The sequence below is a fragment of the Serratia sp. BNK-12 genome (assembly GCF_047456085.1).
Taxonomy (GTDB): Bacteria; Pseudomonadota; Gammaproteobacteria; order Enterobacterales; family Enterobacteriaceae; genus Serratia; species Serratia liquefaciens.
In genome coordinates, this window is record NZ_CP179896.1 from 1,411,713 (window position 1) to 1,432,408 (window position 20,696).

Annotated in this window: 22 protein-coding genes; 18 read left to right on the forward strand and 4 right to left on the reverse strand. The window is 56.6% G+C overall.

Going from position 1 to position 20,696, the window contains the following annotated elements; translation table 11 throughout:
• The first annotated feature begins 271 nt into the window (after positions 1 to 271).
• From ACMGG1_RS06390 to ACMGG1_RS06400, 3 genes are all read left to right on the forward strand, one after another.
• Positions 272 to 598 (forward strand): hypothetical protein, encoded by a 327-nt coding sequence (locus ACMGG1_RS06390; RefSeq protein WP_414161229.1) that lies wholly within the window; start codon positions 272 to 274, stop codon positions 596 to 598.
• Positions 599 to 818: 220 nt separating this feature from the next.
• The gene (gene tctD, locus ACMGG1_RS06395; RefSeq protein ID WP_122079915.1) at positions 819 to 1,493 is read left to right on the forward strand and encodes a transcriptional regulator TctD; all 675 of its coding nucleotides are present in this window, start codon (positions 819 to 821) and stop codon (positions 1,491 to 1,493) included.
• The gene (locus ACMGG1_RS06400; protein WP_122079914.1) at positions 1,480 to 2,898 is read left to right on the forward strand and encodes a sensor histidine kinase; all 1,419 of its coding nucleotides are present in this window, start codon (positions 1,480 to 1,482) and stop codon (positions 2,896 to 2,898) included. Before tctD ends, ACMGG1_RS06400 begins: the two co-directional genes overlap by 14 nt.
• On the opposite strand, the gene ACMGG1_RS06405 is transcribed toward ACMGG1_RS06400, so the two are convergent.
• Entirely contained in the window at positions 2,895 to 3,797 is a 903-nt protein-coding gene (locus tag ACMGG1_RS06405) for a DMT family transporter (protein ID WP_020827878.1), read from the reverse strand. The two genes, ACMGG1_RS06400 and ACMGG1_RS06405, sit on opposite strands and share 4 nt — an antisense overlap.
• A 117-nt stretch (positions 3,798 to 3,914) precedes the next feature.
• Between ACMGG1_RS06405 and ACMGG1_RS06410 the strand changes: the two genes are divergently transcribed.
• The 15 genes from ACMGG1_RS06410 to hisP all read left to right on the forward strand — a co-directional run bounded on the left by ACMGG1_RS06410 (position 3,915) and on the right by hisP (position 18,352).
• Positions 3,915 to 4,688 carry an AraC family transcriptional regulator gene (locus ACMGG1_RS06410; protein WP_149572623.1) on the forward strand — a complete coding sequence of 258 codons (774 nt, stop codon included), beginning with the start codon at positions 3,915 to 3,917 and terminating at the stop codon, positions 4,686 to 4,688.
• A gap of 177 nt (positions 4,689 to 4,865) precedes the next feature.
• Positions 4,866 to 5,987: a 4-phosphoerythronate dehydrogenase PdxB gene (pdxB, locus tag ACMGG1_RS06415; RefSeq protein WP_046373046.1), complete on the forward strand. Its 1,122-nt coding sequence runs from the start codon at positions 4,866 to 4,868 to the stop codon at positions 5,985 to 5,987.
• Between the two features lie 89 nt (positions 5,988 to 6,076).
• The gene (locus ACMGG1_RS06420; RefSeq protein WP_046373047.1) at positions 6,077 to 7,087 is read left to right on the forward strand and encodes an aspartate-semialdehyde dehydrogenase; all 1,011 of its coding nucleotides are present in this window, start codon (positions 6,077 to 6,079) and stop codon (positions 7,085 to 7,087) included.
• The gene (gene truA / locus ACMGG1_RS06425) at positions 7,087 to 7,908 is read left to right on the forward strand and encodes a tRNA pseudouridine(38-40) synthase TruA (RefSeq protein ID WP_130016458.1); all 822 of its coding nucleotides are present in this window, start codon (positions 7,087 to 7,089) and stop codon (positions 7,906 to 7,908) included. Before ACMGG1_RS06420 ends, truA begins: the two co-directional genes overlap by 1 nt.
• Before the next feature lie 75 nt (positions 7,909 to 7,983).
• Positions 7,984 to 8,646 (forward strand): DedA family protein, encoded by a 663-nt coding sequence (locus ACMGG1_RS06430; protein ID WP_020827873.1) that lies wholly within the window; start codon positions 7,984 to 7,986, stop codon positions 8,644 to 8,646.
• A 233-nt stretch (positions 8,647 to 8,879) separates the two neighbouring features.
• Positions 8,880 to 9,788, forward strand: a complete 909-nt coding sequence (gene accD, locus ACMGG1_RS06435) for an acetyl-CoA carboxylase, carboxyltransferase subunit beta (protein ID WP_020827872.1) — start codon at positions 8,880 to 8,882, stop codon at positions 9,786 to 9,788.
• Between the two features lie 207 nt (positions 9,789 to 9,995).
• Positions 9,996 to 11,261, forward strand: a complete 1,266-nt coding sequence (gene folC / locus ACMGG1_RS06440) for a bifunctional tetrahydrofolate synthase/dihydrofolate synthase (RefSeq protein ID WP_020827871.1) — start codon at positions 9,996 to 9,998, stop codon at positions 11,259 to 11,261.
• The gene (gene dedD / locus ACMGG1_RS06445; protein ID WP_122079910.1) at positions 11,262 to 12,026 is read left to right on the forward strand and encodes a cell division protein DedD; all 765 of its coding nucleotides are present in this window, start codon (positions 11,262 to 11,264) and stop codon (positions 12,024 to 12,026) included.
• 232 nt (positions 12,027 to 12,258) lie between these two features.
• On the forward strand, positions 12,259 to 12,759 hold the full coding sequence (gene cvpA / locus ACMGG1_RS06450; protein ID WP_020827869.1) for a colicin V production protein: 501 nt from the start codon (positions 12,259 to 12,261) through the stop codon (positions 12,757 to 12,759).
• A 21-nt stretch (positions 12,760 to 12,780) separates the two neighbouring features.
• Entirely contained in the window at positions 12,781 to 14,298 is a 1,518-nt protein-coding gene (purF, locus tag ACMGG1_RS06455; RefSeq protein ID WP_020827868.1) for an amidophosphoribosyltransferase, read from the forward strand.
• A gap of 131 nt (positions 14,299 to 14,429) precedes the next feature.
• Complete coding sequence (locus tag ACMGG1_RS06460) at positions 14,430 to 15,002, forward strand: UbiX family flavin prenyltransferase (protein ID WP_130016460.1); 573 nt, start codon at positions 14,430 to 14,432, stop codon at positions 15,000 to 15,002.
• A 302-nt stretch (positions 15,003 to 15,304) separates the two neighbouring features.
• Positions 15,305 to 16,087 (forward strand): histidine ABC transporter substrate-binding protein HisJ, encoded by a 783-nt coding sequence (gene hisJ, locus ACMGG1_RS06465; RefSeq protein WP_020827866.1) that lies wholly within the window; start codon positions 15,305 to 15,307, stop codon positions 16,085 to 16,087.
• An 85-nt stretch (positions 16,088 to 16,172) separates the two neighbouring features.
• Positions 16,173 to 16,859, forward strand: coding sequence for a histidine ABC transporter permease HisQ (locus ACMGG1_RS06470; protein WP_020827865.1), 687 nt, complete (start codon positions 16,173 to 16,175; stop codon positions 16,857 to 16,859).
• Positions 16,856 to 17,560 (forward strand): ABC transporter permease, encoded by a 705-nt coding sequence (locus ACMGG1_RS06475; protein WP_020827864.1) that lies wholly within the window; start codon positions 16,856 to 16,858, stop codon positions 17,558 to 17,560. The genes ACMGG1_RS06470 and ACMGG1_RS06475 overlap by 4 nt, the downstream gene beginning before the upstream one ends.
• Positions 17,561 to 17,578: 18 nt before the next feature.
• Positions 17,579 to 18,352, forward strand: a complete 774-nt coding sequence (gene hisP / locus ACMGG1_RS06480; RefSeq protein ID WP_020827863.1) for a histidine ABC transporter ATP-binding protein HisP — start codon at positions 17,579 to 17,581, stop codon at positions 18,350 to 18,352.
• A 44-nt stretch (positions 18,353 to 18,396) separates the two neighbouring features.
• Here the strand turns inward: hisP and ACMGG1_RS06485 are convergent, their stop codons facing one another.
• The 3 genes from ACMGG1_RS06485 to yfcG all read right to left on the reverse strand — a co-directional run bounded on the left by ACMGG1_RS06485 (position 18,397) and on the right by yfcG (position 20,445).
• On the reverse strand, positions 18,397 to 19,311 hold the full coding sequence (locus ACMGG1_RS06485; protein ID WP_046373050.1) for a TIGR01777 family oxidoreductase: 915 nt from the start codon (positions 19,309 to 19,311) through the stop codon (positions 18,397 to 18,399).
• Between the two features lie 28 nt (positions 19,312 to 19,339).
• Positions 19,340 to 19,711, reverse strand: a complete 372-nt coding sequence (gene folX / locus ACMGG1_RS06490) for a dihydroneopterin triphosphate 2'-epimerase (protein ID WP_012146035.1) — start codon at positions 19,709 to 19,711, stop codon at positions 19,340 to 19,342.
• Between the two features lie 104 nt (positions 19,712 to 19,815).
• Positions 19,816 to 20,445: a GSH-dependent disulfide bond oxidoreductase gene (gene yfcG / locus ACMGG1_RS06495; protein WP_020827861.1), complete on the reverse strand. Its 630-nt coding sequence runs from the start codon at positions 20,443 to 20,445 to the stop codon at positions 19,816 to 19,818.
• Positions 20,446 to 20,696: the final 251 nt, after the last annotated feature.

Consider the following 20,696-nt stretch of genomic DNA (forward strand, 5'->3'; position numbering starts at 1 on the left):
TGTAGATCCCCGCCGATACGGGTTGCTGGATTGTTAAATCAACAACCTTTCATTTACCTTTCAACCGAGGGAAAAGTTTCCGGGATGTGATACGTGTCTCCTGTTAGCGAGAATTACACGACTGACCATCGTCCTGATTGCCCGCCGGTTAACACATGCGATGAAGGAATAACAGCGCATAAACCTGGCGTAAAGCCTGCGTAATATCAGTTTTATCGGTTTCGTCTTGCGATAAAATGCCGAAAAATAAAATGAATGAAGGTGCATTATTATGTTTTCATTAGGGAAGTTATTCGGCAGCAAGGACGGCAATAAAGTGAGTGCCATCAAGATGTTGCCCGCGGCTTATGCCGAGGCTGTTGGGAAAGAAGGCCATTGTCGTGTTAAGCGCCTGCGAGCAGATATCGGCGTTTTTGAACTGCATTTTTCGAATGACAAAGGTGAAAAATACGCTTGCCACATGACGGCCTGTATCACCGGTATTGATCTGGTCTTCGCCGCCAACAACCGCTCGGTGCTGGTGTCTCCGCCGTTTACCCCCGCCAAATTGAAACCGGTATTGGAAATCGCCCTGGCCGACTGCGAAATCGAAATGTAGTGGCTGACTAACCGAATTAGCCCTGTTGCCGACGGCTCACGGGTTATTCCGTGTCGCATTTGTGTTCCAGCTCCCAAAACGGAATGGGAGCAACCCTTCTATCACTGCGTCTTCCGTGCCATCCTGCTGTTATAAAGATGTTAATTGACAATAAGTCGGATGCTGACGTCATCGCTCAGCATTCGGCCTGCGGGCATAGAAAAATCAATGGAATGGAAACATGCGTCTGTTATTGGTTGAGGATCATCCCGAGTTATCCCACTGGCTGCAAAAGGCGTTAACCGGCGTCGGTTTTGCCGTCGACGTCGCGCCGGACGGGCTGGCGGCCGATCATTTGCTGTTAAACGAATCCTATGCGCTGGTGGTGCTGGACGTGGCGTTACCGCGGCTGAACGGGCTGGATCTGCTGGCGCGTCTGCGCAAGCGAGGACAGGACTTACCGGTGCTGTTGCTGACGGCCAGAACCGACGTTGCCGATCGGGTTAAAGGGCTGAACCTGGGGGCGGACGATTATCTCACCAAGCCTTTCGAACTGGATGAACTGGAGGCGCGCATTCGCGCGTTGCTGCGCCGCAGCGTTGGCGTGACCCAGCAGGCGCTGAAATATGGCGCGCTGACCTATCTCGATGAAGGCTATTTTCAGCTGGACGACAAACCGCTGCAATTGACGCCGCGTGAGTTGGCGGTGCTGACCGCGTTGATTCACCGCCGTGGCCGGCCGGTGGCCAAACAGCAGTTGTTTGAACAGGTGTTTACTTTGGCCGACGAGGCCAATCCGGAAAGCATTGAACTCTATGTACACCGGCTGCGAAAAAAACTGCAGGGCAGCAACGTGGCGATAATCACTCTGCGCGGTCTGGGCTACAGCCTGGAGCTTTGCAATGAGGTGGTTTAACGCGCCGCAATCGCTATTTTATCAACTGCTGTTGTTCTTTGGCCTGCCGCTGCTGGTGTTAGGCGGCATCTCGATTTATACCCACTACTTCAGCGCGATGAATGCCGCTACGCTGGCTTACGATCGCACGTTGCTGGCGTCAGCGCGTACCGTGGCGGAACGGCTGGTGGTGCGAAATGGCCGGCTTGAGGTGGATGTGCCCTACGTGGTGCTCGACAGCTTTGAGCGCAACATGAACGATCAGCTTTACTACGAAGTGATCTCCCCGCAGGGCGTAAGTATCTCCGGCTATGACGATTTGCCGACGATGCCGCCGCATATTTTGCGCTCAAGCCTGTACCCGGCGCTGGTGCATTTCTATGACGCCGAATACCGCGGGCGGCCGATCCGCGTCGCTGCCCTGTACCAGCCGGTCAACGAATCCGGAGTGATGGGCATGGCCACCATTCTGGTGGCGGAAACCCTGGAGTCGCGCCGCTATTTGGCACGGCAGATGATGCTTTCCGCTTTGCTCAGCCAGGGAACCGTGGTGGTACTGACCATGATCCTGGCCTTTGCGTTGCTCAAGCGGGTGCTTAAGCCGATGCGCAAGCTTTCCGGCATTATGCTGCGGCGTGACCCGGGTGAGCTGACGCCGTTGCCGATGGTATTGCCCTGGTCGGAAATGCAGCCGCTGTTGCTGGCGTTCAACCGCTATATTGAACGGCTGCGGGTGATGGTGGCACGACAGGAACGTTTTAGCGCCGACGCTTCACATCAGCTGCGCACGCCGTTAACCGTATTGAAAACCCAGGTGGGGGTGGCGCTGGCCAGCGATAAGCCGGAGCAGTGGCGGGAAAGCTTACTGGCCATGAGCGCAACGCTGGATAACACCGTGGCGCTGACTGATCGCCTGCTCTATCTCTCACGGCTCAAAGCTCATGAGCATCACGCCGATCGCCAACTGCAGCCGGTAAACCTGGCGCAGGTGCTGCGCGATGCCTGTTTTTCACGTTTACCCCAGGCCCGCAGCAAGCGCATCGATTTGGGGTACGAGGGAGAATCGGTCTGTTGGGTCGGCGGAGAAACGCTGTTGCTAACCGAACTGTGCGCCAACTTGCTGGATAACGCACTGAAATATACGCCGCATCAGGGCACGGTCACCGCACGTTTAACCCTGGACAAGCAGGCCGGGGAGGGAATATTGGAAATTGAAGACAGCGGCCCGGGCATTGCCCAACAGGATACCGCGCAGGCGCTGCAGCCGTTTCATCGGTTGGATAACGTGGGTGATCAACCCGGTGCAGGGCTGGGACTGGCGCTGGTCAGCGATATCACCCGTTATCACGGCACCCGCCCGGAGCTGTTGACCTCGGCCACGCTGGGTGGCCTGCTGGTGCGGGTGCGTTTTCAATTGTTATCTTAGCTCTGACATTCCGCGGCTTGTTTGGCCTTGCGCCCTAGCGGCGTGCGCAGACGCTGCGACAGGATCACGCCCAGCAGGGTAATGCCGCCGCCGATCAGATGGTAGCTGTGCAGATGTTCATGCAGGAACAGCACCGCAATGATGGCGGTAAATACCGGTGCCAGGTTCATAAAGATCGACGCGGTATTGGCCCCCAGACGCATAACGCCGTGGATCCACAGATAAGGTGCGACAATCGAGGCCGGAATGCCGGCAAACAGCACCAGCGGGATGTTTTGGCTGGTCAGAGACACGTCTTGTGCCATCAGGAAGTTCGGCAGTAACAGCACCACGCCGAACAGGATCTGCACATACAACGACTGCCAGTTCGGCAGGGCAATCGCCCAACGTTTGGTCAGCACGCCGTACAGCGCATAAGAGGCGGTGGCGGCGAACATCATCAATTCCCCCTTGCCGATGCCGTGCTGCAGCAACTCACCCGGGTTACCGGCACTCACCAGCCAGATCAAGCCGCCCAAAGACAACAGGCTGCCGATGGCAATACCTACCGTGGGAGCGACCCGCAACAGCACGATGCTGATCAGAATGGTCAGTAATGGGATCAGTGAGACAATAATGCCCATAAACAGCGCGCTGACGCTGTGCGCCGCGTAATAGGCCAGACTCTGATACAGCACCATGCCCAGCATGCCGAGAACCAGCAATTTCCACCAGTTGGCGCGTATCGCCGACCAGTGGCGGATCACGCCGGGCAGCACGAACGGCGTCAGGGTGATCAGCGCCAGCAACCAGCGGTAGAAGGAGATCGCGGCCGGATCGATAGCGGTGGCCGAGAGCTTGCTGACCACGGCGTTGATTGACCAAATCAGAACCGCCAGCAAAGGGAAGAGCATATTCATGATAATTATTCTCATTAACGACTAACATGCTGGCTAGTTTACTCGTGTCCGGTTTATTATATATAGCGATATTCAGACAAATTTTCTGCCAAACAAGACAAGTAACGGGGCGAAACCATGCCAGAAATCCGCCATTATCCCGAAGCGCTGATCCCGGCGCCGCGGCCGGTGCAGTTCCGCTGCGAAGAGTTCAATGCTCGTACCGAGTTCCAGCCACATCGTCATAGCTGGGGACAGTTGATGTGGGTAAAAGCTGGCGTCATGGTGCTGCGTATCGGCGGCCAGCGCTTTTTGGCACCGCCGGAATTTGTGTTGTGGGCGCCAGCGGAGATTGAACACTCCTGCTATAACCAGCGCTTGGCGCAGTGTCGCATGGTGGATATTGCGCTGCCGCTGTGCGCCGGTTTGCCGGAAGAACCTTGTCTGGTTAGCGTTACCCCGATTTTCCGCGCCATTGCCGAAGATTTTTACGCTCGCAAACAATACATCCCGCAAAGCAAACAGGATTTACGCCTGTGCCGCGCGTTGATCGACCAACTGCATGTCTCACCGGTGCAGCAAACTTATCTGCCGACCTCCGAAGACAAATTTTTGGCACCGGTGTTGGAAGCCCTGGAGCACTGTCCGTCGGACAATACCTCGCTCGCCATCTGGGCCACTCGGGTCTACACCACTGAACGCACGCTGTCGCGCCGCTGCCAGCAGGACTTGGGGATGTCGTTTAGCGAATGGCGCCAGCGCCTGCGTTTTTTGCATGCCGTTTCGCTGTTGGAGCAGGGTAAAACCGTACAAGAGGTTGCGCTGGAAGTAGGCTATAGCTCTGCGTCTGCGTTTATCGTCATGTTTCAGCAAATCGCTGGCACCACCCCCGAGCGCTTTCGCCGGGCATGATTCAATGGCACACTATTTCACAGATAACTCTTCATACTTGACGCCGCCTCTGTGTTGGCTGCGAGCACTCACCCCAGTCACTTATTTGAGTAAGCTTCTGGGGACTCCTGCTCTTACCGCCTTGATGCAGCGCCAATTATTTTGGGTATAAATAGCCGTAAACCGTCGGAGCAACAAGTGAAAATCCTGGTTGATGAAAATATGCCGTACGCGACTGAATTGTTCAGTCGCTTGGGGAACGTACAGGCCGTGCCTGGCCGCCCAATTCCGAGTGATGCGTTGGCGGATGCCGATGCGTTGATGGTGCGCTCGGTGACCAAAGTGAATGAAGCGCTGCTGGCCGGCACCCGCATTGGTTTTGTCGGCACCGCGACAGCCGGCACCGATCACGTAGACGACGCCTGGCTACAACAGCAGGGCATAGGTTTTTCTGCGGCACCGGGGTGCAACGCCATTGCCGTGGTGGAATATGTCTTCTCCGCGCTGATGTTGCTGGCTGAGCGTGACGGTTTTCACCTGCGCGATAAAACCGTCGGCATTATCGGCGTCGGCAACGTAGGTTCACGGCTGGATGCCCGTTTGAAAGCCCTGGGCGTGCGTACCTTACTGTGCGATCCGCCGCGTGCCGATCGTGGTGACAGCGGCGAGTTCTGGCCATTGGAGAAGCTGGTGGCGGAAGCTGACGTGCTGACCTTCCATACGCCGCTCAATAAATCCGGCCCTTATCATTCATTGCACCTGGCGGATGCCGAACTGCTGGCGGCACTGCCGGACAATCGCATTCTGATCAACGCTTGCCGCGGTCCGGTAGTCGACAACGCGGCGCTGTTGCAGGCGCTGGAAAAAGGCAAAAAGCTGAGCACGGTGCTGGACGTGTGGGAACCTGAGCCGGAGCTGTCTCTGCCGCTGCTGGCGCGGGTCGATATCGGTACCGCGCATATCGCCGGTTACACGCTGGAGGGCAAGGCGCGCGGCACGACGCAGGTTTTCGAGGCCTTCAGCCGCCACCTGGGACAGCCGCAGCAGATCGAACTGGCCTCATTGTTGCCGGTGCCCGAGTTCAGCCAGATCCAGCTCAATGGGCCACTGGACGAAGGCAAATTAAAACGATTGATGCACTTGGTGTATGATGTGCGCCGCGACGACGCGCCGCTGCGTAAAGTGGCCGGGCAACCGGGCGAGTTTGATCGTCTGCGCAAACATTATCAGGAGCGCCGTGAATGGTCTTCATTACGCGTCCAGTGTGATGATAGCGCCAGTGCGGAGCTGCTGCACAAGCTGGGCTTTTCGATCGCGTAAGGCTTTCTTAAGCCACAGTGACTAATTTTGTTATCAGGGCGGCGAATCAGTCGCCCATCTGCATTTGAAAAATACTCTGGAGAAACCCAATGTCTGACGGCTGGAATATCGCTCTGCTTGGCGCCACTGGCGCGGTAGGTGAAGCGTTGCTGGAATTGTTACAGGAACGCCAGTTCCCGGTGGGCGAACTCTATCCTTTGGCCAGCGAACGCAGTGCCGGTGCCACGGTGCGCTTCAATGGCAAATCGGTTCTGGTGCAAAAAGCGGAAGAATTCGACTGGTCACAGGCCCAATTGGCGTTCTTCGTCGCCGGTAGCGAAGCCTCGGCCCGCTATGCGGAAGAAGCCGGCAATATGGGCTGCCTGGTGATCGACACCAGTGGCCTGTTTGCGCTGGAGCCGGACGTTCCGCTGGTGGTACCGGGGGTTAACCCGCAGGTGCTGGCGGATTACCGTAATCGTAATATCGTCGCCGTGGCCGACAGCATGGTCAGCCAACTGCTGACGGCCATCAAACCTTTGACCGAACAGGCCGGGCTTTCCCGTCTGCACGTCACCACCCTGATGTCGGTCTCTGCCCGCGGAAAAGTGGCGGTAGACGATTTGGCCGGTCAGAGTGCTCGCCTGCTGAACGGCATTCCGGCCGAGCCGGGCGTGTTTGCCAAGCAGCTGGCGTTCAACCTGCTGCCGTTGATGACCGACGAGCAGGGCAGCGTGCGCGAAGAACGGTTGATCGTCGACCAGGTGCGTAAAGTGCTGCAGGACGAAGGGCTGCCGATCTCGGTGAGCTGCGTGCAGTCGCCGGTGTTTTACGGCCATGCGCAGGTGGTGCATCTGGAAGCGCTGCGCCCAATTTCTGCGGAAGAAGCGCGCAGCGAGCTGGAGCAGGTAGACGATATCCAACTGAGCGAAGAAGACGACTATCCGACTCAGGTCACGGAAGCTTCCGGCAGCGATGCGCTGAGCCTGGGTTGCTTGCGCAATGACTACGGCATTCCTGAAATTCTGCAGTTCTGGTCGGTCGCCGACAACGTACGCTTCGGCGGCGCGCTGATGGCTATCGAAACCGCAGAGCGTCTGGTGCAGGAGCAGATGTACTGATGTCAGAGGTTGCTTTGCCCACCCAGCCGACACTGAAAATCGCGCTGGGGATTGAATATGACGGCAGCCGTTATTATGGCTGGCAGCGTCAGCAGGAAGTGGCCAGCGTGCAGGCCTGTCTGGAACAGGCCTTGAGCAAGGTGGCCAACGCGCCGATCAACGTGCTGTGCGCCGGACGTACCGACGCCGGAGTGCACGCTACCGGTCAGGTGGTGCATTTTGAAACCACCGCGCAGCGCAAGGACGCCGCCTGGACGATGGGGGTCAACACCCATCTGCCGCCGGATATCGCCGTGCGCTGGGTAACCGGCGTGCCTGAAGATTTCCATGCGCGTTTCAGCGCCACCGCGCGCCGTTACCGCTACATTATTTATAATCACCGCTACCGCCCAGCGGTATTGCAGCAGGGGATGACCCATTTTTATCACCCGCTGGATGCCGACCGGATGGAAAGGGCGGCGCAGGCGCTGCTGGGCGAGAACGACTTTACGTCGTTTCGCGCCGTGCAATGCCAGTCGCGTACTCCCTGGCGTAACGTAAAACACGTTAAGGTTACGCGCCACGGTGAATATATTGTGGTAGATATCAAGGCGAATGCCTTTGTGCATCATATGGTTCGCAACATTGTCGGTAGCCTGATGGAAATTGGCTGCGGCAATCAGGACGAGAACTGGATGGCCGAGTTGCTGGCGCTGAAGGATCGCAATCTGGCTGCGGCTACGGCGCGGGCCGAAGGGTTATACCTGGTGAGCGTTGATTATCCTGAGCACTTTGCTTTACCCCGGCCACCGATGGGGCCACTGTTTTTACCCGACGATTAAACGCCGGCGCGACTGACGCGTTGCTCCCTTGTGTACCTGCCGGGTGGGTGAGACACCCGGTCAAAGAGAGAACCTATGGACATCATCAAGTTTGTGATTGATTTTATTCTGCATATTGACGTGCATCTGGCCGAGCTGGTGGCGCAATACGGTATGTGGGTGTACGGTATTTTGTTCCTGATCCTGTTTTGCGAAACCGGCCTGGTGGTGACGCCTTTCCTGCCGGGGGATTCTCTGCTGTTTGTTGCAGGGGCGCTGGCGGCATTGCCGACCAACGATCTGAATGTGCACACCATGGTGGCGTTGATGATCGGCGCGGCGATACTCGGGGATGCGGTGAACTACACTATTGGGCGGTTGTTCGGGGAAAAGCTGTTCAGTAACCCGAATTCGAAAATCTTCCGCCGCAGCTACCTGGATAAAACCCACCAGTTTTATGAAAAACACGGCGGGAAGACGATCATTCTGGCGCGATTTGTGCCGATCGTGCGTACTTTTGCGCCGTTCGTTGCCGGTATGGGGCATATGTCCTATCGCCATTTCGCTGCCTACAACGTGATTGGCGCACTGGTTTGGGTGCTGCTGTTCACCTATGCTGGTTACCTTTTCGGCGACTTGCCGATCGTGCAGGAAAACCTGAAACTGTTGATCGTGGCTATCATCATTGTTTCAATTCTGCCGGGCATCATTGAAATTTGGCGCCACAAGCGCGCGGCTGCCCGCCAGCAAAAACAGTAAAAACATCGCTCAACCTGTCGGTTCGACCAGTTTTTTATCCACAGTGTCGGGCCGATATGGTTTAATGAGCGACATTTATGGTCTGTTCCTGTTAACAACCTTGAAACCAGTGCCTCTGTCGCGCGCTTGTCGCGTTTTGCTCGGGCACTTTTTCATTGGGTCTGTTTTCGGGGGGATTGTTAAAGCATGAACTGCGGACTGGCGTCTGCCAGGTTCAAACAGAAAGGTCATCGATGAGCTGGATTGAACGAATTCTTAACAAGAGCAATATTACCCAAACCCGTAAGGCGAGTATTCCTGAAGGGGTTTGGACCAAATGCGATAGCTGCGGCCAGGTTCTCTACCGCGCCGAGCTGGAGCGTAATCTGGAAGTGTGCCCGAAATGCGACCACCACATGCGCATGACCGCGCGTATGCGTCTGCATACCCTGCTTGATGAAGGCAGTGAAGTGGAGCTGGGCAGCGAACTGGAGCCGAAAGACGTTCTGAAGTTCAAGGATTCCAAGAAGTATAAGGACCGCCTGGTTGCCGCGCAGAAAGCGACCGGTGAAAAAGATGCATTGGTGGTGATGAAAGGCACGCTGTACGGTATGCCGATCGTTGCCGCTTCATTCGAATTCGCCTTCATCGGCGGTTCCATGTCGTCCGTGGTCGGCGCGCGTTTTGTTCGTGCGGTTGAGCAGGCGCTGGAAGACAACTGTCCGCTGGTGTGTTTCTCTGCCAGTGGCGGTGCCCGTATGCAAGAAGCGCTGATGTCGCTGATGCAGATGGCGAAAACCAGCGCAGCGTTGGCAAAATTGCAGGAACGCGGTCTGCCGTACATTTCGGTGCTGACCGACCCGACCATGGGGGGCGTTTCCGCCAGTCTGGCCATGCTGGGCGATATCAATATCGCCGAGCCGAAGGCGCTGATCGGCTTTGCCGGCCCACGCGTCATCGAGCAGACGGTGCGTGAAAAACTGCCGCCGGGCTTCCAGCGCAGTGAGTTCCTGATTGAGAAAGGCGCGATCGACATGATCGTGCGTCGCCCGGAAATGCGCCAGACCTTGGCGAGTATCCTTTCCAAGCTGACCAACCAGCCGCAGCCGCATTTCGATGAGGTAGCGCCGGTGGCCGGGCAGGAAAGTCAGGCCGACGCCTGAGGCTGATAAGTCACCCGCGCGGCGCAGGTCTCGCGGGTTTCAACCGTCATTTTGTGGCTAAGTGACGGTTGAAATACCCTTGTAGATTGAGCGTAGTGGTCCATTCCGACGCTTGGAAGACAACGGGTATCATGCAGAGCATCGCCTTTACCGCGGTGAGGGTGGTGCCCTGATGGATTAATGAACCCAAGTTCAGTGACGGGACTCATGCAAAACCACCAAATTCCCCAAGCCACGTCGCCATTGAGCTCGTGGCTTTTCTATCTTGAGCGTCTGCACAGCCAGGCGATCGAACTCGGCCTGGAACGCGTACAGCGCGTTGCAGCGCATCTTGATTTACTCACCCCTGCACCGACGGTGTTCACCGTTGCCGGTACCAACGGCAAAGGCACCACCTGCCGCACCCTGGAAGCCATTTTGATGGCGGCCGGTCTGCGCGTCGGCGTTTATAGCTCGCCGCACCTGGTGCGCTACACCGAGCGTGTGCGCATTCAAGGCGATGAGCTGAGCGAGGCCGAACACAGCCGTTCGTTTGCCGCCATTGAAGCGGGCCGGGGCGAAACCTCACTGACTTACTTCGAATTTGGCACCCTGTCGGCGTTGCAGCTGTTCAAACAGGCTAAGCTTGACGTGGTGATCCTGGAAGTGGGCCTGGGCGGCCGCCTGGACGCAACCAATATCGTCGATCCGAGCGTGGCGGTGGTAACCAGCATCGCGCTGGATCATACCGACTGGCTGGGCAGCGATCGCGAAAGCATTGGCCGCGAAAAGGCCGGTATTTTCCGTGGTGGTAAACCTGCGGTGGTGGGGGAACCGGATATGCCGGCGACCATTCAGCAGGTGGCGGATACGCTGGGGGCGCAGCTGTATCGTCGCGGCGACGCCTGGACCTTCAGCGAACAGGGCGAACGCTGGCAGTGGGAGGGCGGTGGCACCTTGCTGACCGACTTGCCGATGCCAAATGTGCCGCTGGCGAATGCCGCGACGGCGTTGGCGGCGCTGCATTTTTCTGCGCTGGAAATCGATGAACGTGCGATCTTCGCCGGTCTGCAGCAGGCGACGTTGCCTGGGCGCTTCCAGATTGTGCGCCGCGATCCGATGTTGATCCTCGATGTCGCGCATAACCCACACGCAGCCGGTTATCTGGCCGGGCGTCTGGCGACGCTGCCGCGCAATGGCGGTAAAGTGCGCGCGGTGGTGGGCATGCTGTCGGACAAAGACATCGCCGGTACGCTGGCCTGTCTGAGTGAGCAGGTCGATGAGTGGTATTGTGCGCCGCTGGAAGGGCCGCGCGGTGCCAGCGCCGAGCAGTTGGCGCAACATTTGACGGAACCGCGGCAGTTCGCCGATGTCGAAACTGCCTGGCGTCAGGCTATGCAGGACGCTGATATTCAGGATATTGTGATCGTCTGTGGATCGTTCCACACCGTTGCACAGGTAATGGCGGCGTTAGACGAGATGCGGGGAGTGTGAGTGGCAAGTAAATTTCAAAACCGATTGGTCGGTACCGTCATTTTGGTTGCGCTGGGGGTGATTATCCTGCCAGGGCTGCTGGACGGTAAAAAGAAACATTATGAGGACGAGTTCGCCGCCATCCCTTTGGTGCCGAAGGCCGGTGATGTGGAAGAAAACGACGTGGTGCCGCCGGTAAGCCAGACGCTGCCGGCCCAACCGCCGGAAGGCGCGGGCGCGATGGTGGAGCAGCAGGCCGCCAATGAAGCGGCGACGCAACAGGCCATCCGCCAGCCGGCTCAGCAGCCGACCCAGGTTACGCCGCCGCCGGTTGAAACCCGACCGGTACAGCAGCCGAAACCGAAACCGGTTGAAGCCAAGCCGGTGGAAGTGAAACCGAAACCGGTGCAGCAGCCGAAACCGGTGGAAGTGAAGCCGGTGGTGAAACCTGAACCTAAGCCAGAGCCGAAACCGGAGCCTACGCCGACACCGAAGCCTGAACCTGCACCCGTGCAGAAACCGGCGGAAGAGAAAGCGCCGGCAGGGCAGGCATATGTGGTGCAGCTCGGGGCGCTGAAGAACGCCGCCAAGGTCAATGAGGTGGTGGCGTCGCTGAGGCTGTCCGGCTATCGTGCCTTTACCGTGCCGTCAACGCCGGTACAGGGGCAGATCACCCGGATTTATGTCGGGCCAGACGCCTCGAAACAGAAACTGCAGTCTTCGCTGCCCGCGCTGAATTCTATCAGCGGCTTGAGCGGTCAGGTGAAGCCGTACGGCGTACGTTAAGCGCAGGGGGCACAGCATGCTGTGCCCCGGAACCGAAAGATGACGGTATAATCATTAAAAAAACTGTGCCTTTCGTAGCTGAAATGGCCTATGTAGGCGCGGCGATTGGGAATTTTTTTATCGCCGCTTTTTATTTGTAACGTGGTAGGAAAACCCCTACGCAAACGTTTTCTTTTTCTGTTAGAATTCGCCGCGAATTGGATGCAGGGGCGATTCATCATTGGAATAGTTCATGGTCTGGATTGATTACGTCATTATAGCGGTGATTGGATTTTCGGCTCTGGTTAGCCTGATCCGAGGGTTTGTTCGCGAAGCATTGTCACTTGTGACATGGGGATGTGCGTTTTTTGTTGCCAGCCATTTCTACTCTTACCTTGCGGTCTACTTCACTCGTTTTGAAGATGAACTGGTGCGAAACGGCATCGCGATTGCCATCTTGTTTATCGCGACCCTGATCGTAGGAGCTATTGTTAACTATGTGATTAGCTCACTGGTAGAGAAAACCGGGTTATCAGGCACCGACCGGGTACTGGGCGTCTGTTTCGGCGCACTGCGCGGCGTGTTAATTGTTTCGGCGATACTGTTTTTCCTGGATACCTTTACCGGCTTTTCACAAAGCGCAGACTGGAAACAGTCGCAGCTTATTCCCCAGTTCAGTTACATCATCAGGTGGTTCTTTGACTACCTGCAGAGCACGTCGAGTTTCTTACCGACCCATTTACCGGGGCGGTAGCGCTGATGAGGAAAAGACAACATGTGCGGTATTGTCGGTATCGCCGGTTTTATGCCGGTAAACCAGTCGATTTATGATGCGTTGACGGTGCTACAGCACCGTGGCCAGGATGCCGCAGGCATCGTCACCATCGATGCCCATAACGGGTTCCGTCTGCGTAAGGCAAACGGTCTGGTGAAGGATGTGTTCGAGGCACGCCATATGCAGCGCTTGCAGGGCAACATGGGTATTGGCCATGTGCGCTACCCGACGGCTGGCAGCTCCAGTGCCTCAGAGGCTCAACCTTTCTATGTAAACTCACCGTTCGGCATTACGCTGGCACACAACGGCAACCTGACCAACGCCCATGAACTGCGTCAAACGCTGTTTGAAAGCGGTCGCCGCCATGTCAACACCACCTCCGATTCCGAGATTTTGCTGAACGTGCTGGCCAGCGAGCTGGACCGTTTCCAACACTATCCGCTGGAGTCCGACAACGTTTTCACCGCCGTTGCCGCCATGCATCAGCAGCTGCGCGGCGCTTACGCCTGCGTCGCGATGATCATCGGCCATGGCCTGCTGGCGTTCCGTGACCCTAACGGCATCCGCCCGCTGGTGATTGGCAAACGCACGCTTGAAGACGGCCGCAACGAGTATATGGTGGCTTCCGAGAGCGTGGCGTTGGATACGCTGGGCTTCGAGTTCCTGCGCGATGTGGCGCCTGGGGAAGCGGTGTACATCACCGACAAGGGCCAACTGTTCACTCGTCAGTGTGCAGAGAACCCAAAAACCAACCCGTGCCTGTTCGAATACGTTTACTTCGCCCGTCCAGACTCCTTTATGGACAAGATTTCGGTCTACAGCGCCCGCGTGCGCATGGGGCAGAAGCTGGGTGAGAAAATTGCCCGCGAATGGGAAGATTTGGACATCGACGTGGTGATCCCGATCCCGGAAACCTCCTGTGATATCGCGTTGGAAATCGCCCGTATCCTGGACAAGCCGTATCGTCAGGGCTTTGTGAAGAACCGCTACGTCGGCCGCACCTTCATCATGCCGGGCCAGCAGGCGCGTCGCCAATCGGTACGCCGCAAGCTGAATGCCAACCGCGCCGAATTCCGCGACAAGAACGTGCTGCTGGTGGACGATTCCATCGTGCGTGGCACCACGTCTGAACAGATCGTGGAAATGGCGCGTGACGCCGGGGCGAAGCGTGTTTATCTGGCTTCCGCAGCGCCGGAGATTCGTTTCCCCAACGTGTACGGCATCGACATGCCAAGCGCCAACGAACTGATTGCCCACGGCCGTGAAGTGGATGAAATCCGCCAGATCATCGGCGCCGACGGTTTGATCTTCCAGAATCTGGACGATCTGATTGAAGCGGTGCGTGAAGAGAACCCGGACATCAGCCAGTTCGAATGCTCGGTATTCAACGGTATCTACGTCACCAAAGACGTCGACCAGAGCTACCTCGAGTATCTGGAATCGCTGCGCAATGACGACGCCAAAGAAATGCGTAGCCAGACCGAAGCGGAAAATCTGGAAATGCACAACGAAGGTTAAGCCTTCGCACTGACCAAAATGGTGCGCCGCGGCGGTCGCTGCGGTGCATTATTCCCGCCTGACTTGCTTATATAGCGCCATTGCGGCAAAGTCTGCCTGATCCTATTTTTTCCGTGGCAGAGGCCAGCTTTATGAAACGAATCATCATCGGTATTTCCGGCGCCAGCGGCGCTATCTACGGCGTGCGCCTGCTGCAGGTATTGCGTGACGTCGCAGAGGTGGAAACCCATTTGGTGATGAGTAATGCAGCGCGACAAACGCTGTCGCTGGAAACCGCGCTCAGCCTGCGCGAAGTGCAGGCGCTGGCCGATGTGGTACATGACTCGCGCGATATTGGCGCCAGTATCTCTTCCGGATCGTTCAAAACTATCGGGATGGTGATTTTACCTTGCTCAATCAAAACGTTGTCCGGTATCGCCAACAGCTACAGCGATGGTCTGCTGACGCGCGCCGCTGACGTGGTGCTGAAAGAGCGTCGCCGGCTGGTGCTGTGCGTGCGTGAAACTCCGCTGCACGTGGGCCACCTGCGCCTGATGACTCAAGCGGCAGAAATGGGAGCCATCATTATGCCGCCGGTGCCGGCGTTTTATCACCGCCCCGAAAGCGTAGAAGACATCATCGACCAAACGGTGAACCGGGTGGTCGATCAGTTCGATATTGAATTACCCAAAGATTTATTTTCCCGCTGGCAAGGTGCCAATTAACAAATTTCTCTCCAATTTGGCACATTTGTGCAACACCGCACTGAATTAGGGCGGCACCTGCACCATAATGATCCCACTTCATCACGTTCACTGTTTCAAGGCGCTGGTATTTCTCCATTGCCCGTGGCGCGGCCCAGCCAGGCCGATTTAATTTTGCGGTTATCGTCCCAGGAAACAGTTTTGTGAAGGTCGGAGCCGTTCCCTCCGCCGACAGCAACCAATGTGGCACGATTACTGCAAATTGATTTGGTGGAAAAATAATGCCCGCAGTGGCATCGAAAAAATCAATTTGAGGGTAATTTATGAAAAAGCTGGTTAAGGTTCTTCCTTTAGTCTTGGCTTTAAGCGCGGCAAGCAGCGCATTTGCCGCCGTACCATCGACCTTGAAGATAGGTACCGATCCGACCTATGCACCCTTTGAGTCCAAAAATGCCAAAGGTGAGCTGGTCGGCTTTGATATCGATCTGGCCAAAGAGCTGTGCAAACGCATAAATACCCAATGTACCTTTGTGGAAAGCGATTTTGACGCGCTGATCCCTTCCCTGAAGGCGAAGAAAATTGACGCCATCATCTCTTCTTTGTCGATCACCGAAAAACGCCAGCAGGAAATTGCCTTTACCGACAAGCTGTATGCCGCTAACGCCCGCCTGATCGCGCCGAAAGGGTCGAAACTGTTGCCTACCGTGGATGCGCTGAAAGGCAAGAGCGTCGGCGTGCTGCAGGGCACCACCCAGGAAGCCTATGCCAACGCCATGTGGCAGCCGAAGGGCATCACCGTTGTGCCTTATCAGAACCAGGATTTGGTCTACGCCGACCTGGCATCAGGCCGTATCGATGCCGCCTTCCAGGATGAAGTCGCAGGGAGTGATGGCTTCCTGAAACAACCTCCAGGCAAGGATTACGCTTTCGCCGGTGAATCGGTGAAGGATGACAAATTCTTTGGCGTAGGCACCGGCATGGGCCTGCGCAAGACCGATACCGAGCTCAAGGCGGCGCTGGATAAGGCCTTTGCCGAAATGCGCAAAGACGGCACCTACGACAAGTTTGCGAAGAAATACTTCGACTTTGACGTCTACGGCGGTTAATGCCGCATACCCTTCCATGTTGTGACTACGGGGCCGGTCTGCCGGCCCCGATGGTTCGGGATCCTATGACGACAGGGTGAAGTAAATGCTGCAAGGCTACTCCCAATTGATATTTGAGGGCGCTCTGGTGACGCTGGAGCTGGCCCTCAGTTCCGTACTGCTGGCGGTGGTGATTGGTTTGATCGGCGCCGGTGGCAAGCTTTCCCATAACCGCCTGCTTTCCACGCTGTTTGGCGCTTATACCACGCTGATCCGTGGCGTACCCGATCTGGTACTGATGCTGCTGATTTTCTACGGCCTGCAAATTGCACTTAACAACATCACCGAACTGCTTGGTTTTTCGCAAATCGATATTGATCCGCTCAGCGCGGGGATCATCACCCTTGGGTTTATCTACGGTGCCTATTTCACTGAGACTTTCCGTGGGGCCTTTTTGGCGGTGCCGAAAGGGCAGATAGAAGCGGCCACCGCCTACGGTTTTTCCGGTTCGCAAATATTCCGCCGCATTCTGTTCCCTGCCATGATGCGTTTTGCCCTGCCTGGCATCGGCAATAACTGGCAGGTGATCCTCAAGGCGACGGCGCTGGTGTCGATTCTAGGCCTGAACGACGTGGTGAAGGCCACCCAGTTGGCCGGTAAAGGCACCTATCAGCCGTTCTTTTTCGCGATCGTGGCCGGGGTGGTTTATCTGGTCTTTACCACCGTGTCCAATGGCGTGCTGTTGTGGCTTGAACGGCGTTATTCCCTCGGCGTCCGGAGGGCTGAGCTATGATCGAAATTTTGCAACAGTATTGGCAGTCGTTGTTGTGGAGCGACGGTTATCGCTTTACCGGCGTGGCGGTCACGCTGTGGTTGCTGATCTCCTCGGTGGTGATGGGCGGTTTGCTGGCGATCCCAATGGCGGTGGCGCGCGTTTCCTCCATCAGCTGGGTGCGCTTCCCGGTATGGCTGTATACCTACATATTCCGCGGCACGCCGTTGTATGTGCAATTGCTGGTGTTCTACTCCGGCATGTACAGCCTGGAAATCGTGCGCGGTACGGACTTCCTCAACGCCTTCTTCCGCAGCGGGCTCAACTGCACCATTTTGGCGCTGACGCTGAACACCTGCGCCTATACCACCGAGATTTTCGCCGGGGCTATTCGCGCGGTACCGCACGGTGAAATCGAGGCAGCCAATGCCTATGGTTTCTCACGCTTTAAAATGTATCGCTGCATCATTTTACCTTCCGCGCTGCGCACCGCGTTGCCTGCCTACAGCAACGAAGTGATCCTGATGCTGCACTCTACCGCGCTGGCGTTTACCGCCACCGTGCCGGATCTGCTGAAGATAGCGCGAGACATCAATGCGGCGACCTATCAACCGTTTTATGCCTTCGGCATTGCGGCGGTACTGTATCTGATCATCTCCTACGGGTTAATCAGCCTGTTCCGCAAGGCGGAAAAGCGCTGGATGGCACACGTTAATCACTGATAATGACGGGAACACACTATGTCTGAGAATAAATTAGCCGTCACCGAACTGCATAAGCGCTATGGCGAACACGAAGTGTTGAAAGGCGTATCGCTGGCGGCCAACGCAGGGGATGTGATTAGCATCATCGGTTCTTCCGGGTCCGGTAAAAGTACCTTTTTACGCTGCATTAACTTCCTGGAAAAGCCGAGTGAAGGGTCCATTAGCCTGAACAATGAAGATATCCGCATGGTGCGCGACAAGGACGGGCAGCTTAAGGTGTTCGACAAGAAACAGCTGCAGCTGCTGCGTACCCGCCTGACCATGGTGTTCCAGCACTTCAACCTGTGGAGCCACATGACGGTGCTGGAGAACGTGATGGAAGCGCCAGTGCAGGTGCTGGGGTTGAGCAAGACCGAGGCGCGTGAGCGCGCGATACGCTATCTGGATAAGGTCGGCATCGATGAGCGTGCCCGCGGCAAATACCCGGTGCACCTGTCCGGCGGGCAGCAGCAGCGCGTGTCGATCGCCCGGGCATTGGCGATGGAGCCGGAAGTTTTACTGTTTGATGAACCGACGTCGGCGCTGGATCCGGAGCTGGTAGGGGAAGTGCTGCGCATCATGCAAAAGTTGGCGGAAGAGGGGAAAACCATGGTGGTGGTGACGCACGAGATGGAGTTTGCTCGCCACGTGTCCAGCCACGTGATTTTCCTGCACAAAGGGCTGATTGAAGAGCAGGGGCCACCGGCCGAACTGTTTGGCAATCCGAAAAGCCCGCGTTTGCAGCAGTTTCTTTCCGGCGCATTAAAATAATCGATTGTCGGGGCCGGATTTTTCTGGCCCCGATATATTCTTCCTCAGCGGACTGGGTCCCGCTGATTGATCACATCATCCAGCGCCTGCTCCAGCTCCAGAAAGCGGAAGCTGAAGCCTGCCTCTTCCAGCCGTTTCGGCACCGCACGTTGCCCACCCAAGACCAACACTGCCGCTTCCCCCATCAATAAATGCATGGCGAATGCCGGTACGCGCAAAAATGCCGGCCGATCGAGCACGTTGGCCAACTGAGCGGCAAACTGCTCGTTGTGGACCGGGTAGGGGGCAACCATATTGAAAGGGCCTTGCAGGGTCTGGTGCTCCAGCAAATAGATAATGCCATTGACCATGTCGTCCAGATGGATCCACGGCAGGTATTGACGGCCACTGCCGATGGGCCCGCCCAGTCCGAAGCGGAACGGCGGCAACATCTTCGCCAGCGCGCCGCCTTTTGCCGCCAGCACTACGCCGGTACGCAGCAGGCAGACGCGGGTGGCATCGCTTTGCGCCTGCAACGCCAACGATTCCCAACGTTGACACAATTGATGGGTGAACTCGTCATGCGGCGCTTCGTCTTCGGTGACTACCGCCTGGCCCTGATCGCCGTAATAACCGGTCGCGGAACCTGAAATCAGCACGCTGGGCGGGGTACTGCCGGCGTTAATCAATTTCACCAACTGCTCGGTCAGATCCCAACGGCTGTGGCACAGGCGTTCTTTCTGCGCCTTACTCCAGCGCTTGTCGGCGATCGGCTCGCCGGCCAGGTTGATCACGGCGTCAAAGCCATCGAGCGAAGGCTGATCCTGCAACGTTGACCAGTAGCTGACCTGTTCACCGAAGCGCTCACGAGCGCGGGGCACGTTACGGCTCAGCACCGTGACTTGGTGAGAAAGGCCCAACAGCCGTCGCGTCAGGCTGCTCCCTATCAATCCTGTGGCGCCGGTGATCAGGATCCGCATGGTCGATTCTCCCTGAAACAGGTGGTTTTCAGGCCCGGCGATAGCTCATGGTCATCGAAACCGAGTCGGCGTAGCGCAGGGCCAGTAGTTTATCTATCTCTACTTCAGCATAGGTTACCCAGGCATGTTGTTTCACGATATCGAGCACATCCTGAGTTAATTTTTCCAGCAGGGCGAAGCGGTTATCTTCCACATGGCGGATGATGGCTTTGGTGATGGTGCGGTAATTGAGCGCGTCGTCGATATTTTCACTGTCGCGCGCTTTATCCGCCGGGTAGTGGATCACTACGTTAATCAGGATGTCCTGACGATTGTTAATTTCTTCTTCCTTGATACCGATGAAAGTACGCAACCGCAGGTTTTTTATACGAATAATGGCGTCGGGTTGACTGAATGACATCAGAAGATCTCCACAGGTCTGATTATTGCCGCTCAGAATACACGGAAAGTAAGGAAAAGATAACGAGCTAAAGGAAACTCCCCGCGGGTCGGGGAGCGGGAAATTTAGCCCTGTTCGGCCAGCTTGTAGGCGCGTGCGGTAGCGGGACGGTTGCTGATGCGTTCAAACCAGTTGCGTACCGCCGGGTAATCCGCCAGATCGATGCGCTGGCGTGGGTGAGACACCACCCAGGGGTAAGTCGCAATATCAGCGATGCTGTAGTTGTCGCCGCCCAGGTACGGGTGCTTTTGCAGCTCGGCTTCCAACACGGCATACAGACGCTTGGTTTCCAGATGGTAGCGTTCGATGGCGTAGGGCACCGGCTGCGGCGCGTAATGGTTAAAGTGATGGTTTTGCCCGAGCATCGGCCCAAAGCCCGCGACTTGCCAGAACAACCACTGTAGCGTAGCGGCACGCTCGCGCAGGCCTTTGCTCAGCAATTTGCCGGTTTTCTCCGCCAGATACAGCAGGATTTCGCCGGATTCGAACAGGCTGATCGGCGCACCGCCATCAACCGGCTGCTGGTCGACGATGGCCGGAATTTTGTTGTTGGGTGAAATGCTCAGAAAATCCGGCTTGAACTGGTCGCCGGCGCTGATATTTACGCGATGGATACGGTAGGGTAAGCCAACCTCCTCCAGAAACAGGGTAATTTTGTGACCATTGGGAGTAGGCGCGTAATACAGGTCAATCATGTTGCCTCCTGCGGTAAGGTGATCTGTAAGTCATTACACGTTGTTGCGGTCTTCGCCGCGCACAAAGGTATATCAGAGATCTTTCTATAGGGTTACCCACAATAGCAGCTAAGAATAGCAGGCTATGTGAGATTCGTCTGATGCTATCTCTACAACATGCATCACAATTCCGGGTCTTCAGGAATCGCTTCCTCGGCAGCCTTGCCGTCGCTGGCCACTGCGATAAAATAGCCGTTATTTCCCTGCCAAAG

Excerpts from the sequence above, each read along its gene's own strand:
- ACMGG1_RS06390 (WP_414161229.1), top strand. The coding sequence starts at position 272 with ATGTTTTCATTAGGGAAGTTATTCGGCAGCAAGGACGGCAATAAAGTG.
- tctD (WP_122079915.1), top strand. The coding sequence starts at position 819 with ATGCGTCTGTTATTGGTTGAGGATCATCCCGAGTTATCCCACTGGCTG.
- ACMGG1_RS06400 (WP_122079914.1), top strand. The coding sequence starts at position 1,480 with ATGAGGTGGTTTAACGCGCCGCAATCGCTATTTTATCAACTGCTGTTG.
- ACMGG1_RS06405 (WP_020827878.1), bottom strand. The coding sequence starts at position 3,797 with ATGAATATGCTCTTCCCTTTGCTGGCGGTTCTGATTTGGTCAATCAAC.
- ACMGG1_RS06410 (WP_149572623.1), top strand. The coding sequence starts at position 3,915 with ATGCCAGAAATCCGCCATTATCCCGAAGCGCTGATCCCGGCGCCGCGG.
- ACMGG1_RS06420 (WP_046373047.1), top strand. The coding sequence starts at position 6,077 with ATGTCTGACGGCTGGAATATCGCTCTGCTTGGCGCCACTGGCGCGGTA.
- truA (WP_130016458.1), top strand. The coding sequence starts at position 7,087 with ATGTCAGAGGTTGCTTTGCCCACCCAGCCGACACTGAAAATCGCGCTG.
- ACMGG1_RS06430 (WP_020827873.1), top strand. The coding sequence starts at position 7,984 with ATGGACATCATCAAGTTTGTGATTGATTTTATTCTGCATATTGACGTG.
- accD (WP_020827872.1), top strand. The coding sequence starts at position 8,880 with ATGAGCTGGATTGAACGAATTCTTAACAAGAGCAATATTACCCAAACC.
- folC (WP_020827871.1), top strand. The coding sequence starts at position 9,996 with ATGCAAAACCACCAAATTCCCCAAGCCACGTCGCCATTGAGCTCGTGG.
- cvpA (WP_020827869.1), top strand. The coding sequence starts at position 12,259 with ATGGTCTGGATTGATTACGTCATTATAGCGGTGATTGGATTTTCGGCT.
- purF (WP_020827868.1), top strand. The coding sequence starts at position 12,781 with ATGTGCGGTATTGTCGGTATCGCCGGTTTTATGCCGGTAAACCAGTCG.
- ACMGG1_RS06460 (WP_130016460.1), top strand. The coding sequence starts at position 14,430 with ATGAAACGAATCATCATCGGTATTTCCGGCGCCAGCGGCGCTATCTAC.
- hisJ (WP_020827866.1), top strand. The coding sequence starts at position 15,305 with ATGAAAAAGCTGGTTAAGGTTCTTCCTTTAGTCTTGGCTTTAAGCGCG.
- ACMGG1_RS06470 (WP_020827865.1), top strand. The coding sequence starts at position 16,173 with ATGCTGCAAGGCTACTCCCAATTGATATTTGAGGGCGCTCTGGTGACG.
- ACMGG1_RS06475 (WP_020827864.1), top strand. The coding sequence starts at position 16,856 with ATGATCGAAATTTTGCAACAGTATTGGCAGTCGTTGTTGTGGAGCGAC.
- hisP (WP_020827863.1), top strand. The coding sequence starts at position 17,579 with ATGTCTGAGAATAAATTAGCCGTCACCGAACTGCATAAGCGCTATGGC.
- ACMGG1_RS06485 (WP_046373050.1), bottom strand. The coding sequence starts at position 19,311 with ATGCGGATCCTGATCACCGGCGCCACAGGATTGATAGGGAGCAGCCTG.
- folX (WP_012146035.1), bottom strand. The coding sequence starts at position 19,711 with ATGTCATTCAGTCAACCCGACGCCATTATTCGTATAAAAAACCTGCGG.
- yfcG (WP_020827861.1), bottom strand. The coding sequence starts at position 20,445 with ATGATTGACCTGTATTACGCGCCTACTCCCAATGGTCACAAAATTACC.